This is a genomic window from Clostridium sp. DFI.1.208, from assembly GCF_024463855.1.
In the GTDB taxonomy this organism is placed as follows: domain Bacteria; phylum Bacillota_I; class Bacilli_A; order Erysipelotrichales; family Erysipelotrichaceae; genus Clostridium_AQ.
Map to the genome: position 1 here is coordinate 1 of NZ_JANGCA010000021.1, position 14,916 is coordinate 14,916.

At 46.5% G+C, this 14,916-nt stretch carries 14 protein-coding genes; 12 read left to right on the top strand and 2 right to left on the bottom strand.

The window, feature by feature from the left end; translation table 11 throughout:
* Positions 1–220 precede the first annotated feature (220 nt).
* From NE665_RS12045 to asnB, 4 genes are all read left to right on the top strand, one after another.
* Positions 221–1,192, top strand: a complete 972-nt coding sequence (locus NE665_RS12045; protein ID WP_117443586.1) for a rod shape-determining protein — start codon at positions 221–223, stop codon at positions 1,190–1,192.
* Positions 1,193–1,516: 324 nt separating this feature from the next.
* Positions 1,517–2,836, top strand: coding sequence for an AmmeMemoRadiSam system protein A (gene amrA / locus NE665_RS12050; RefSeq protein ID WP_117443585.1), 1,320 nt, complete (start codon positions 1,517–1,519; stop codon positions 2,834–2,836).
* Positions 2,820–3,644 carry an AmmeMemoRadiSam system radical SAM enzyme gene (gene amrS / locus NE665_RS12055; RefSeq protein WP_117443584.1) on the top strand — a complete coding sequence of 275 codons (825 nt, stop codon included), beginning with the start codon at positions 2,820–2,822 and terminating at the stop codon, positions 3,642–3,644. The genes amrA and amrS overlap by 17 nt, the downstream gene beginning before the upstream one ends.
* Positions 3,645–3,737: 93 nt before the next feature.
* The gene (gene asnB / locus NE665_RS12060; protein WP_117443583.1) at positions 3,738–5,573 is read left to right on the top strand and encodes an asparagine synthase (glutamine-hydrolyzing); all 1,836 of its coding nucleotides are present in this window, start codon (positions 3,738–3,740) and stop codon (positions 5,571–5,573) included.
* Between the two features lie 254 nt (positions 5,574–5,827).
* Here the strand turns inward: asnB and NE665_RS12065 are convergent, their stop codons facing one another.
* Together NE665_RS12065 and NE665_RS12070 are read right to left on the bottom strand one after the other, a co-directional pair.
* Positions 5,828–5,974: a hypothetical protein gene (locus tag NE665_RS12065; protein ID WP_178760021.1), complete on the bottom strand. Its 147-nt coding sequence runs from the start codon at positions 5,972–5,974 to the stop codon at positions 5,828–5,830.
* 100 nt (positions 5,975–6,074) lie between these two features.
* Positions 6,075–6,950, bottom strand: coding sequence for an EamA family transporter (locus tag NE665_RS12070; protein ID WP_117443582.1), 876 nt, complete (start codon positions 6,948–6,950; stop codon positions 6,075–6,077).
* 103 nt (positions 6,951–7,053) lie between these two features.
* Between NE665_RS12070 and NE665_RS12075 the strand changes: the two genes are divergently transcribed.
* The 8 genes from NE665_RS12075 to bioD all read left to right on the top strand — a co-directional run bounded on the left by NE665_RS12075 (position 7,054) and on the right by bioD (position 14,896).
* A complete protein-coding gene (locus NE665_RS12075; protein WP_117443581.1) occupies positions 7,054–7,689 on the top strand; it encodes an ATP-binding cassette domain-containing protein in 636 nt (211 codons plus the stop codon).
* Positions 7,682–8,461, top strand: a complete 780-nt coding sequence (fetB, locus tag NE665_RS12080) for an iron export ABC transporter permease subunit FetB (protein WP_117443580.1) — start codon at positions 7,682–7,684, stop codon at positions 8,459–8,461. Before NE665_RS12075 ends, fetB begins: the two co-directional genes overlap by 8 nt.
* 90 nt (positions 8,462–8,551) lie before the next feature.
* A complete protein-coding gene (locus tag NE665_RS12085; protein ID WP_117443579.1) occupies positions 8,552–9,445 on the top strand; it encodes a helix-turn-helix domain-containing protein in 894 nt (297 codons plus the stop codon).
* A gap of 162 nt (positions 9,446–9,607) precedes the next feature.
* Positions 9,608–11,161, top strand: a complete 1,554-nt coding sequence (locus NE665_RS12090) for a peptidoglycan DD-metalloendopeptidase family protein (RefSeq protein WP_117443578.1) — start codon at positions 9,608–9,610, stop codon at positions 11,159–11,161.
* A gap of 532 nt (positions 11,162–11,693) precedes the next feature.
* Positions 11,694–12,647, top strand: a complete 954-nt coding sequence (locus NE665_RS12095) for a biotin--[acetyl-CoA-carboxylase] ligase (protein ID WP_117443577.1) — start codon at positions 11,694–11,696, stop codon at positions 12,645–12,647.
* Positions 12,644–13,231: a biotin transporter BioY gene (locus NE665_RS12100; RefSeq protein ID WP_117443576.1), complete on the top strand. Its 588-nt coding sequence runs from the start codon at positions 12,644–12,646 to the stop codon at positions 13,229–13,231. The genes NE665_RS12095 and NE665_RS12100 overlap by 4 nt, the downstream gene beginning before the upstream one ends.
* Entirely contained in the window at positions 13,203–14,168 is a 966-nt protein-coding gene (bioB, locus tag NE665_RS12105; RefSeq protein WP_117443575.1) for a biotin synthase BioB, read from the top strand. The genes NE665_RS12100 and bioB overlap by 29 nt, the downstream gene beginning before the upstream one ends.
* Positions 14,165–14,896, top strand: a complete 732-nt coding sequence (gene bioD / locus NE665_RS12110; RefSeq protein WP_117443574.1) for a dethiobiotin synthase — start codon at positions 14,165–14,167, stop codon at positions 14,894–14,896. The genes bioB and bioD overlap by 4 nt, the downstream gene beginning before the upstream one ends.
* Positions 14,897–14,916 lie beyond the last annotated feature (20 nt).

Genomic DNA, 14,916 nt, shown 5'->3' on the forward strand with positions numbered 1-14,916 from the left:
TCATAGATATAAAAAAGGATATATGAAAGACTAAATGCAATTGTAAGTGTAAATTCAACTAGATTGTTGTGTAAGAGTCTTTTCTACTTAGCTACTTTGAAAGTGGAATTTAACTTTTCACTTCAGCTCAAAAAGATTCTTGTTTCTTTGCTTTTACTGGTAAGAAATGGTATATTATTATTGGAAATTCGACAATGCAGGATATGAAAGAAGGTTAAACATGGCAAGAAAAATTGGAATTGACTTGGGAACAACAAATTTATTGATTTGTGTAGATAACAAAGGGATCCTGGTGGATGAACCTTCCATCATTACAGTAGATGCCTCAACAAAAAAATGTATAGCAGCAGGTCTTGATGCAAGAGATATGCTGGGGCGTACACCGAAAAACATGATTTGTATCCGTCCGTTAAAGGATGGTGTGGTTGCGGACTTTGAAGCAACCGACATGATGCTGAACTATTTTCTAAAGAAATGTGATCTAAAGGGCATGTTTAAAAAGAACGTGATTTTAATATGTCACCCGACAAAAATCACCTCTGTAGAAAAAAATGCAATCCGTGACTGTGCATACCGTGCCGGAGCAAAAAAGGTATATCTGGAAGAAGAACCGAAGATTGCCGCTCTTGGTGCAGGTCTGGATATCGGAAAGGCAAGTGGGAATATGGTGCTGGATATCGGTGGAGGAACCAGCGATATTGCGGTGCTTTCTCTTGGTGATATCGTATGCTCTACCTCTATCAAGACTGCAGGAAATAAGATTACGCAGGATATTCTGGAAAATGTACGTATTCAAAAGAAAATGTATATCGGAGAACAGACGGCCGATGAAATTAAGCGCCGTATTGCGAATGCGCTGGTTGTTAAAGAACCGGAAACCATTACCATTTCAGGACGTGATGTGGAAACCGGTCTGCCGCATTCCATTGAAATTAACAGCAATGAAGTGGAAAGCTACATAAGAAGCAGTTTGCAGGAAATCGTTCATGCCACGAAAACAATTCTGGAGGTTACACCGCCAGAGCTGGCTGCGGATATCGTTCAGCATGGACTTGTCCTTACCGGAGGCGGGGCACTGTTGAAAAATCTGGATCAGCTGATGCGTAACGAGCTTCAAATTCCTGTATATGTTGCTGAAAATGCATTAAAATGCGTTGTAGACGGCTGTACCATCATGCTTCAGAATTTATAATTACAAATGCTTTAAGAATCGCTAGACTGCGGTTCTTTTTTGTTTGCCTTTGACTGTTCGCATAAAAGCGTTATCAAGTATTCGTTACGAATGCTCATAAAAGTACGATTAATGTATATGCAAAGCACTTTAAAATACATAGGAGTGCTATCTGTCTGCTGTTCCATATGCCAGCAGATTCCTTTAGATGATGTGATTACAAGCTTTTTTCTAAATCCATGGTGAATCGCAGCTCTGCACAGCGCAATGCCCGCGCATCTTTTGGCGGCGAAGGTTTAAAAATGGAAGGAGAATGTGTATAATGGAGATAAAGGAAGTGATACGATGTTAAGTAAAGCATATATCGTTCCGCACCCTCCGATTATCCTGCCGGAAATCGGCAAGGGACAGGAACGTGTCATTCAGAATACAGTGAATGCCTATCGCATGATTGCCCATGATATAGCATCGACGAAGCCGCAGACAATCATTGTGTTTTCTCCGCATGCCCCAAGCTATCGGGACTATATACAGATATCCGATGGTGCGCAGGCCGTTGGCAGCTTTGAAGCCTTCGGTGTGAAGGATGTGGATATGAAGGTGTTGTACGATGAAGAATTTGTTGATCTGCTGTGTCATGCGGCAGCTACGCTGGGCTTGCCGGCCGGTACGCTGGGCGAGCAGAAGCAGACGCTGGACCATGGAACCATGGTGCCGCTGCATTTCATTTTGCAGGAATATACCGATTTTCGGCTTGTGCGTATTTCAGTCAGTGGATTGGATCGTGAAACGCAGGTGGCTTTTGGAAACTGTCTGCGCAGAGTCATCGATGAGTCGCAGCGCAATGTTGCAGTGATTGCCAGCGGTGATTTATCTCATAAGCTGAAGGAGGATGGTCCGTATGGCTTTCATCCCATGGGTCCTGTATTTGATGAACAGCTTGTAAATATCATCAAAAGCAATGACTATGCGCGCTTACTGACGATGGACGAGCAAATTGTTGAGGACAGTGCAAACTGTGGCTTTCCTGCATTCCTGATGCTATACGGTGTACTGCAGGCGTATCCGATTGATTCTCAGTTCTTGTCCTATGAGGGGCCGTTTGGTGTCGGCTATGCAACGGCGATCATCAGCGTATTGAAAAAGGATCCGTATGTCGCACTAGCACGGGAATCTCTGGAGGTATACATTCGGTCACGCACGGTGCTGCCTTTACGAAAATCTCTGCCGAAAGACCTGCTTACCCGGCAGGGTGGCGTCTTTGTTTCCCTGAAAAAATTCGGAGAGCTTCGTGGATGTATCGGTACAATCGCACCGGTACAGGAAAATCTGGCACAGGAAATCATATCCAATGCGATATCTGCAGGAACCAGAGATCCGCGGTTTCTGCCGGTTGAGGAAAAGGAGCTCCCATATCTGGAATACAGCGTGGATGTATTGAAGGAGGCTGAGCAGATTGACAGTCTGGAGGAGCTGGATGTCAAGCGCTATGGTGTGATCGTCAGTGATGAGCATCGGCGGGGCTTACTGCTGCCTGATCTGGAGGGTGTGGACACACCGCTTCAGCAAATCAGTATTGCCCTGAACAAGGCCGGCATGGACCCGGATGAGCCGTTTTTGCTGGAACGCTTTGAGGTCGTCCGTCATCATGAGTGCGGTATGTGAGCTATGTCCGCATACCTGTCATATACCGGAGGGTAAAAGCGGATTTTGTGGTGTCAGAACCTGTAGAAACGGCAGTATTGTTTCCTCTTCCTTTGGGAAGATATCGTCCATGGCTCTGGATCCGATTGAGAAAAAACCACTTCGCCGTTTTCACCCTGGCTCACAAATCCTTTCAATCGGCAGCATGGGCTGTAATCTGCGCTGTCCGTTCTGTCAGAATTATGAGATTTCGATGCAGGAGGATGCTGCATTTTGTGTCCGACTGCAGCCGCAGGAGATTGTGGATATCGCTCTGCAGCAGAAGCAGCTGGGAAATATCGGCATCGCTTATACGTATAATGAGCCGCTGATCAACTTTGAATTTGTTCTTGCGGTTTGCAAGCTGGCACGCCAGCATGGGCTGAAAAACGTCATTGTCACAAATGGCTGTATACAGGAGCATAAGCTGCTTGAGCTGCTTCCCTTTGTTGATGCAATGAATATTGATGTGAAGGCCTTTCATGAGGAAGGCTATCGCAGACTGCTGGGAGATTTTACAACCGTATGTCGCAATGTGGAGCTGGCCGTTCAGCATACACATGTTGAAATCACCTCGCTCATGGTGCCGGGATTGCACGACGATGTTGATCGGATCGAGGAGGAAGCGGCTTGGCTTGCCTCTTTGCATCCGGATATTCCGCTTCATTTGACAAGGTTTTTCCCCATGTACCATATGCAGGGGGAGCAGGCAACGAAAAAGGAGCTGATTCTGGAGGCTGTTGCGGCAGCATCCAAATGGCTGCGGTATGTCTATGCTGGAAATATATGACAGGAAACAAACGTAAAAAAATGCATATACTACTATGGAACAAGGGTGTTCTTCTGTAACGGGGAGGACCCCCTTTTTTAAGGAGGATGGCTTATGTGTGGTATTGCAGGAATCGTAGACGGGGAGCACCGGACGAAGTATAGAAATCAGCAGGCGGTGGAAGCCATGCTGCATACGATGAAACGACGAGGACCTGATCAGCAGCATATATATACAGATGAGGCGGTAACGCTGCTGCATGCACGACTGAGTGTTATGGACTTGCAGCATGGAAGGCAGCCAATGCAGTTGAAAAGTGATTCACGCTATGTAATGGTCTATAATGGGGAGCTGTATAACACGGAGGAGCTGCGCAGTAGGTTGCAGGAAAAGGGATATACATTTCAGGAAACCAGTGATACTGAGGTACTGCTGCAGGCTTTTATAGAATGGAAGGAGGCAGTGGTGGAAAAGTTGAACGGTATCTTTGCCTTTGCTATATGGGATAAAAAAGCGCACAGATTGTTTATGGCAAGAGATCGTATGGGAGTAAAGCCGCTGTTTTATACGCTGCAGGACGGGGCAATGCTGTTTGCTTCAGAGATCAAAGCACTGCTGGCACATCCCAACATCCCTGCGATTCTGCACGCGGATGGCATTGCGGAAATCATGCTGCTTGGTCCGGGCAGAACACCGGGCTATGGTGTATTTCATAATATACGGGAGATAAAGCCGGGGCAGTATGCGTGGTATGATCATAAGGGAATGCGGCTCACAACCTATTTCCATTTACAGGATAGGGAGCATCCGGATGATTTTGCGACTACGGTACAGACGGTACATGATCTGGTGACAGATTCCATACGGCGGCAGCTGATCGCCGATGTGGATGTTGCAACGTTTCTCTCAGGAGGTCTGGATTCCAGTATCATATCAGCAATAGCAGCTAAGGAGTTCAGAAAGCAGGGGAAAACGCTGCATACCTTTTCGGTAAACTATGAGGATAATGAGAAATACTTCCACTCAACGAAATTCCAGCCCAATTCTGATCAGCATTATATTGAGGTTATGCAGAGCTATCTGCAAAGTGAGCATCACAATATTATCCTGAAAACTGAGGATTTGGTGGATGCTCTGTATACGGCAGTGGATGCCAGGGATTTACCGGGAATGGCAGATGTGGACAGCTCCCTGCTGCTGTTTTGCAGTGAAATCCGTAAATACTGTACGGTTGCCTTATCCGGAGAGTGTGCGGATGAGATATTCGGTGGGTATCCGTGGTATCGTGATCCGAAGATTCGTGCCACCTATGGCTTCCCATGGGCACAATCCACAAAGTATCGTATGAGTTTTCTGAATGAGGAGCTTGCGGAACAGATCAACGGCATCACCTATGTCGATCAGCGTTATCAGGAGACACTGAAGCAAAGTGATATCCTGTGCGGACGGACTAAGGAAGAAAGGCGTCTGCGTGAAATGGTCAATTTGAACATGAAATGGTTCATGCAGACGCTGCTGGATCGAAAAGACCGTATGTCCATGTACAATTCTCTGGAGGTGCGGGTGCCCTTCTGCGATATGCGCATTGCGGAATATATGTACAGCGTTCCCTGGGAGTACAAGGATTATCAGGGCTATGAAAAGGGACTGCTGCGGGAGGCGGTCAAGGGTCTTCTTCCGGACGAGGTGCTCTGGCGGAAAAAGAGCCCGTATCCGAAGACCTGGCATCCGAAATATCGTGAGCTTGTCAGTAAACAGATGGAGGAGCTGCTTGCACAGGGAAATGAGCCCCTGCTGCAAATCGTAAAAAAGGAAAAGCTGCAGGAGCTGCTGCATGAGGACCGTTCGATTCCATGGTATGGACAGCTTATGAATACACCGCAGACGATTGCATACCTGCTGCAGGTGAATTACTGGATGAAAGCATATCACGTCCAGATTCAGGTTTAGAATCTGTATACATGAAGGATGAGGAAGCAGTGAGGAAGAGGAATCCGAATCACTGTTTTTCTATGCTTATTTCTATAAAGTGAATGAAAAAGGCTTCTTATAATAATACTGGGGAAGTTCTTTAAAAGGAAAAAGTACATCGTTACCAAAGGGAAGTATTTTTATAAGCAGCTGCATACAAGGATACCCATAGGATTCTACAGCATAAAAACGCATTCACATACAGGGAATGCGTGCACGATTGACAACGTGATTCATTTGTGTGAGCGAATCTGATGAATAATCAGGTATAAAAAAGCTACTGCACACAAGGCGATAAGTATGTAGGAAATGATTTCACTTCGATGCGATGTGTATTTACCGCCGATTTCTGCTATACTGGCAAGGTTCAATGGTTCCATGGGACTCCTTCATAATTAAGCTGTTTTTCTGTTTTCATTATATCATAGTTTTTACCGATTCCCATATCATCATGCAAAATCGAGTAAATTTTAAGAAAACTTAAGAGGTAGGAGCTTTCTTCTGTTCTCTGCTCATGATGATCAGTGCTGTAAATATAATGCAGCATCCTATGACCTTTGCCGGTGTCAGGGCTTCCTGCAGAAACAGCGTTCCACAGACAACAGAGGTGATCGGTTCAAACAGACAAAACAGTGATGCTGTACTGGAGCCAAGGTATTGAATCCCCTTCTGCAAAAGAACAACCGCAAGAAAGCTGGAAACCAGCGACAGCAGAAGAATTAGCCCGTATGCATTCCATGGCAAAATAAATTGGATAGAGGAAAACAGGAAATGATAGACAAGTGTTTCAAGCAAGATAAAGACGGCAAGATAAAAGGATATCTTATAAGCGTTCTGATGAGAAAGCCGTGTTTTCTCCAGCTGTACCATGTAAAAGGCATAGGTAAGTGCCGAGCCTGCTGCCAGCAACAGACCCAGCATGCTGCCGGCATTGCTTACATCAAAAAAGCATAGTGCCCCCAGCATTGCCAGAGAGAGAGCTATCCGCTTCCGTCTGCCAAGCAATTCGTGATATACAGCAAAGCAGAGCAGGGAAACAAATACCGGATATAGAAAATGCAGTGTCGTGGCACAGCCGACATCAATATAGGAATAGGAGGTGAACAGCAGAATGGTCGTCAATCCGCTTCCGAATATGGCGATGATGGCGGTATTGCGCAGATCGCGTGCAGAAATGGAAAAGGAAATATGTCTGCCCTTCATGATTGTGGCAAGCATGGGGATAACAAACAGAGACCGATAGAATACTACGGTCATGGAATTGGCTCCGTATCCGTAAACCGCTCTGGTAATCAGCGGTGTGATGCCGAATAAAACAGCAGATAAGACCGTATATAGAATACCTTTTGTATGCATTGTATCACCCTCACGTTATCCTATTATATATCATATGGTATTTGTGTGGAAGTATTTTTCAACTTATGGTATTCTAAAAATGTAAAGAAAGGATACGAAAATTATGTTTGAACTGAATAATGTTACATTTAAGCATATTCTTCATATACAGCATGTGTGTCTGGATCGCTGCGTTACCTGCATCACCGGTCCTAGTGGCAGTGGAAAAACCACGATGCTGCGTCTGTTGAACCGGTTGAATGAGGCAGAGCAGGGAACGATTTTGTACAAGGGGGAGGACATTCAGAAAATGAATCCCATGGAGCTGCGAAGAAGGGTCGTCATGCTTGGGCAGACGCCGGTGATTTATCCGGGAGATATCGAGGAAAATCTGCAAATCGGTTTGAGACTGAGCGGGCGGCTTCCGGCTACAAAGCAAAAGCTGAAGGAGTACCTGGAAAAAGTGGATTTGCATAAGGAGCTGCAGGAGAGCTGCGGGCGTCTGTCAGGGGGAGAAAAGCAGCGGCTTTGTCTGGCGAGGGTGATGCTGATGGATGCTGAGGTTTATCTGGTGGATGAGCCAAGCTCGGCTCTGGATAAAGAAACAGAGAGCTTCGTCATCGAAAATCTTGTACGCTTTGTGACGGAGCGAAATCGCCAGCTGATTATGGTAACGCACTCCGCAGAGGTATCGGCAAAGTATCCGAAAAGTCTTTTGCGCATTGAAAACGGAGATACGAGGGGGTATGTATATGAATGATTCCGTTATGGATCTATCCATTGTTAATCTGGCTATCGCCTATATCTTCGTATTGGTTCTGCTCATCATCTTCCGTGCAAGAGGTATCCGCAGAGAGAAAATGATTCTGATCGCCACAACGCGAATGACAGTACAGCTGACAATCATGGGCTATATTCTGCTGTATGTATTTAAAAATCCAAGCTGGTGGCTCACACTTCTCATGCTGGTAATCATGCTGGGCTTTGCCATCTACAATGCCGCAAAACGAGTCCGCTATGATATGAATCATGATTTAAAGCGGCTGATGGGTGTTTCTATGACGATCGGCTATCTCTGTACCGCAGTCGTTTTTATGCTGCTGGTATTGCAGGTTCGTCCCTGGTTCAATCCGCAGTATTTTATTCCGATATCCGGTATGATCATTGGCAATTCCATGACCGGTATCGCATTGGGCGCCAATCGTCTATGTGCGAATATGCAGGATCATCGTGAGAAGATTGAAAATTCTTTAATGCTTGGGGCTACTCCGAAGCTGGCTGCTCATGATGAAGTGAATGACGCCTTTGACAGTGCCATTCTGCCGACGATGAACAATATGATGACGATGGGGATCGTGTCACTTCCCGGTATGATGACCGGTCAGATGCTGTCCGGAACCTTTCCCTTGACAGCAATCAAGTATCAGATTGGAATCATGCTTGCGATTCTGGGCTGTACAGCTGTTACCGTTGTTGTTTTTGTAACGCTGGGATATAAGACCTTTTTTACCCGTCATGCTTCTTTGAAGTGATTCCTGCCGGATGCATTGTCCTTTACAGAGCATTCTGTGGAAAGCGAAGGCTGGTGTGTTTGCGGTATACTCTTCGTGGAGGTGATGCTTATGCAGGCATGGGAAGCAATACAGAGAACCGTGGATTATATGGAGGAGCATTATGAGGAGGAGCTGACAATCGAGCAGCTATCAGCGATTGCACATCTGTCAAAGTTTTATTATCAGCGGCTGTTTTACCGACTGACAGGATATACTGTCAGTGAGTATCTGCGCAGCGTACGGCTGAAAATGGCGGCAGGATTGTTGAAGGCGGGTAACGAAAAAATCATGGACATTGCCATGCGCTGTGGATTTTCCAGTCACAGTGCCTTGACCAGAGCATTTCGACAGTGCTATGGGATATCTCCGGCAGATTATCGTACATCAGATATCCATCTGGATCATGTGATCAAGCCGGAGCTGCGCATGCAATATACGCTGGTGGATGAAGGCGTACCTTTGATTTGCGACGATATGGTTCTTGAAATTCAGCTAAGAGTTCAACAGGAGGCACTCTGGTTCAGCGGCTACACGAAAGAGGATGAAAGTGCCAAAATTGCACATCCGAAGGAGAATATGCTGGTGGCGCTCTGGGATCGGTTGGAGCAGGATGAGGTACTCCAGCATGCGGCACTGGATGAAGGAAATGATATTCTGACACCTTCACAGACTCCGGGAGCTTTTACGTATATGGCTGCTGTTCAAACAGCTGCGCCTGTAGAGGGATATACCGCCTTTCAGATGCCGAGGGGAACCTATGCGGTCTGTGAATATGAGGCAGAAAGCTTTGAGGACCTCGTACAAAAGGCATTGTATAAGGCAAGTGCCTATCTGTTTGAGGTATGGCTGCCAAGACATGGCTATGCATGTGAGGCATTTCTCATTCAGCGCTATATTCATCCCAAGCAGGAGGATTGCAGGCTGCAGCTGTGGGTGAAGCTATCCGATTCTTCAACCCGGTGAAAAAGCGCTTCGGAAGATGTCTGAAAGACACTGTTTTTTCAGCCTGATACAGGCGGGAATCAGCAGTGTTTTTTCTTTACTTTTTAAAGTGCTTACGTTATCATATACATACAGGCGGTATAAGCTTACATATCTGAAGTTCAGGTAGGGAGGTATGCGAAAATGAAAAAGAAATATGCAGCTCTGTTCGTCAGCGGTGCATTGCTGATTAGTAATGCAGGCCTTCTGAAAGCAGAGAGCTTTGAAGGAAGAGAAAGTGAAATGAATGCCAAATGTGCAGTCATCAAGGATACGAAAACACAGGAGGAGTGCAGCAGATACAAGGAGTATCTGCAAAGCAAATCCGATAATCTGGATAAGGAAATCAGCGATATCAAGAGTCAGATTGCCAGTGTTAAGGGGGACGTGGAAAAGGTCAGCCAGCTGATAGCCGACAACAATAAGAAGATCGCAGGCTATGAAAAAGAAATCAGCAGTATACAGGCAAGTATCGATCAGACACAGAGCTCGATCAGTGACTTAAAGGCACAGATCAAGGAAAAAGAGGAAAGCATTAAGGAGCGCGATAAGCAGATGCGTGCGCGTCTTTTGGAAATGCAGGCCTATACCGGCAGTAATTATTATATCGATTTTTTGATGGGCTCGACCAGCTTTACGGACCTGCTGAGGAGAACGGAAATCGTCGGCGAGCTGAACAAGTATGAAAATGATCAGATCAAAACGTTGAATAAGGAAAAGAAAAAGCTGGATCAGGATCGTAAGATCGTTGAGGAGCAGAAGGAGCTTCTTGTTGTTCAGCAGAAGGATGTAAAATCCAGTAAGGCCAAGGTGGAAGCGCTGAATGAGGTAAAAAAGGATTTGCTGAGTGATTATCACGCAAAGGAAGCAAATCTGGCTACACAGAAACGTGAGGCACAGATGGCACAGGCAAATCTGCCGAAGGTGGATCTGTCACTGGCTGCTGATTTTGATGAGCCTGAGCAGAAGCCGGAAAAACCGGATACTCCACAGAATGGCGGAAATGAAGCAGGCAACAGCGGGAATACCGATTCCGGTGATGGGAATACAGATAATGGAAATACCGATTCTGGAAATTCCGGCAGTGATAACAATGGGAATTCCGGCGGGAATAGCGGAAATAATTCAAATAACGGCTCTTCCGGCGGTACTGCACAAAGCTCCAGCTTTATTGCCCCGCTGCAAAGCGGCTGGCATTATGAAGCAGGAACCTGGTCCTATCCGGGCGGTGGCGGTCATATGGGAATGGATTTCTCTACCGGCTCAACGACAGGAATCCCGGTAGTTGCACCGGCAAATGGTATCATCATTCATACATATCAGGGCTGTGGCTATGGTGCCTTGAATAACTGGTGTGGTATTCCGGCAGGCGGTGGAAACAACGTTGCGCTTTTGACAAGAGTGGACGGTGTCGTATATGCTATGCCGTTCTATCATTTAAGCTCTGTTGCGGTAAGCGTGGGGCAGCGTGTGAATCAGGGACAGGTGATGGGATATTCCGGAAGCTCCGGTAACAGCTCCGGTCCGCATTGCCATGTTGAAATCATTCGCGTTGGTTCCATGACGATGACCGCAGCACTGAATCAGTTTAACCGCACGGGAGATTTAACATTTGGTACCGGCTGGAATGCAGATGCACCGAATGCATGCGGCTCAGCACCGTGCCGTGAGAAACCGGAATATTTCTGGCTGCGTTAGATATAAATGAGTGACAGCTTACGATAGGCTCGTTCTTACTTTCGGGTAGTTTATAAAAAAGATTTCAAATCCATTGGAGAGTACAATAGATTTTGAAATCTTTTATTTTTGTTTGCCCAAAATCGAGTAAGAGCCTTACGCTATAGGCTGTTTTTCTGCTTTTGACACCTCTTCTTATATTTTACTACACGGTTCTTCATGTGGCTTTCCAGCATAGCGTTATGGAGGATATTTGATTTTGATCTAGCTTTTTCTATCTCGCTGGAAAGCCTCCGGTGTCATGGGGGGACCCGTTATTCGTAAATATGGCGATGCAGCTAGGTTCGATGTTAATTTCATAACGACTAGCTCTCTTTTTTTTGTAAAAGCTGCTTCCCACCACCTTATGATTGCGTTTTCTTTCAGCCGCTTCATACAAAACAAGGAGGGTTTCAGAAAAAAAGGAGTTCTGTAAGTAAACTAATTTTCAAATTTTGGTTTACAAATATAAAAAAGTTTGATACTCTAAGTATCGAGAAAAGGAGCTGTTACGATGTCGATACGTAGTGAATTGATACGAGAACTGGAGTTAAACAGAACAAAGCCGGTTTCCGGACAGGAGCTGGCACAGCGACTGCATGTCAGCCGCAATGCCGTATGTAAAATGATTCATACCCTGAACGAGGAGGGGTTTGAAATAGAATCCTTTCCCCGCAAGGGCTATCGGATGGCAGAGACTTCAAACAAGCTGTCCGCTGAGGCAATCTCGGTCTATCTGAAAAAAAAGCTGCCAGTGTATACCTTTGAACAGGTAGATTCCACCAATCAGCTGCTGAAAAAAATGGCTATCGATGGCAGTGAGCATCTGACACTGGTTGCTGCGGAAGAACAATGTGCGGGCAGAGGCAGATTTGGAAGACCGTTTTATTCTCCGGCACGCACCGGAATCTATATGAGTCTACTGCTGCGCATGCCGCAACAGCTGTCCGATGCTTCGATGATTACCATTTATGCTGCGGTTGCTGTGCATCGTGTATTGAAGCAGCTATATCAGGCAGATACACAGATAAAATGGGTGAATGATATCTTCTATGAGGGAAAAAAGCTATGCGGAATTCTTTGCGAGGCTATCAGTGATTTTGAAAGCGGCAGACTGGAGGCTGTCGTTGTCGGAATTGGTCTTAATACCACCACAATGACATTTCCAGAGGAGTTGAAGGAGATCGCAACATCCCTGCGCATACAGGCGGTGAATCGAAATGAGCTGATTGCCTGCATCGTGAATGAGCTGTTAGCCTTACAGCGCGAAGAGCAAAGCATTGTGCTTGCGCAGTATCGGGAAGCCTCTCTGGTTTTACATAAAGAAATCACGTGGTTGCAGAACGGGAAGCAGCTCTGCGGATATGTGAAGGATATCAATGCTGTGGGAAATCTGATAGTAGAAAGTGAAGATACAACCTATATTCTCAGCTCAGGTGAGGTTTCTGTAAAGGCGGTGACCGCATGAAGCAGATGACAACTGCTAAACTGGCTTTGTGCTCGCTGTTCACAGCACTGATCGCCATTGGAGCCTTTCTGCAAATTCCCCTGCCGAATTTTGATTATTTCACGCTTCAGTTTTTCTTTGTCCTGATGGCAGGCATGCTTCTGGGAGCACGTCTGGGTGCCCTATCCGCTGCGTTGTATGTGCTGATCGGCTTGCTCGGTCTTCCGGTATTTGCAGCAGGTGGTGGAATTTCCTATGTTCTGCGTCCCAGCTTTGGCTTTTTGCTTGGCTTTATCGTCACAGCATTTTGCAGTGGCTGGATTATGGAGCATGGACAAAGAAACTGGCGGACATGCTTTCTGGCATCGCTGGTGGGGCTTTTGGCAACCTATGGCATCGGCCTGGCATATAAATACATGCTCTTAAACTATTACACGGGAACAGAGATTTCATTTTATCTTCTGCTGTTATCCTGCTTTCCTCTGGATTTGCCGGGCGATATCATGTTCAGCGTCCTTGCGGCTTATGCGGCATTGCGTTTTCCCGTGTCTGTACGCCATGGAATAAAGCGGGAGGGTGTCTATGCTAAGCAAATACAAAAATAAGGTTCTGCAGGGAGGAATGCTTACCCGGCAGGAGGCTTTGCAGCTGGTGGATGCGGAACTGCAGGAGCTAAGCAGTGCAGCGAATGAGATTCGTGCATATTTCTGTCAGAATCAGGTAGATCTTTGCTGTATTATCAATGGGAAAAGTGGAGCCTGTTCGGAAAACTGTCGTTTTTGCGCTCAATCTAGGCATACACAGCATGCAGCTCGCAAGCATGGTCTATTGCTTGAAGAAACCATTTTACAGGATGCCATAAGACGCGAAGGGGAAGGTATTCGCCGCTATTCCATCGTGACCAGTGGACGGCGCCCTACCGAAGAGGAGCTGCTGAAGCTGGAGCATATATATCGTAGGCTGCACATGCACACCAATCTGGCTCTATGCGCATCGCATGGGCTGCTCACATATGCAGATTTCAAACGGCTGAAAGCAGCAGGGCTGACGCGCTACCATAATAATCTGGAAACAAGCAGAGCGTTTTTTCCATCCATCTGTACGACCCATACCTACGATGATAAAATCCGTACCCTGAAATCAGCAAAACAGGCCGGGCTGGAAATTTGCAGCGGCGGGATTCTTGGAATGGGAGAGAGCTGGGAAGATCGCATTGATCTTGCGTTGGAGCTGCAAGCACTGCAGGTGACATCCATTCCTCTCAATTTTCTGACCCCTATTCCCGGTACGCCCTTGCAAAATCAGCCGGTGCTGCAGGAAACGGATATGGAACGCTCTGTTGCTATCTTTCGATTTCTCCATCCACGTGCCTTTCTGCGTCTGGCGGGGGGACGGGGATTGATACAGGATAAGGGAAAGCGCCTGCTGGAATGTGGTGTGAATGCCATGATCAGCGGAGATATGCTGACAACTGCAGGCGTTCAGACAGCGGATGATTTGGAAATGCTGAAACAGCTGGGGAAAACGGTGGCCGCAGTATGAACAAGGGAGTCTTTATCACCGCGACTGCCACAGATGCCGGAAAGACCTATGTGAGTGCAGGACTGCTCAAACAGCTGCTTGCAAACAATATCTGTGCGGGCTATTACAAGGCGGCGGCAAGTGATGCTTTTCGGCAAGGCAACCGCTGGATAGCCGAGGATTTGCACACGGTTTTAAAAATCAGTAAGGCGAATCCCCGTGACTGCTGCGTATCCTATACCTATCATTCCCGTGTTTCCCCGCATCTGGCAGCGGTTTGGGAACAGCAGCCTATGCAGCTGTCTGTGATTGCACAGGATTTGCAGAAAATGAAGGCATCCCATGATTTTCTCATAATAGAAGGGTGCGGTGGAATCGTATGTCCTTTGCAGCTGCATAAGGATGCGATCATGCTGCATGATGTCATACGTATGAGCGGCTTTCCAATCGTCATTGTAGCAGATGCCGGGTTGGGTGCCATCAATGCCTGTGTTCTGACAGCCGGCTATGCGCGGTCCTTGCAGCTTCCGGTTGCCGGTTTTCTGCTGAATCACTTTGATGCCGCCAGCTCTTTGCATCTGGATAATAAAGCCGTAATAGAACAGCTGAGTGGTCTTCCAATCTTGGGCTGTATCGCGGATGATCAGCCTGTCAGCTTGGATTTACCATACTTTTTTCACCACCTGAGCACATGCGGAAGGAATACCTCCTTTCCATATGAAGAAATTTCAAATCTTACAAATTCTTAAACTGCTTTACATTCCACTTT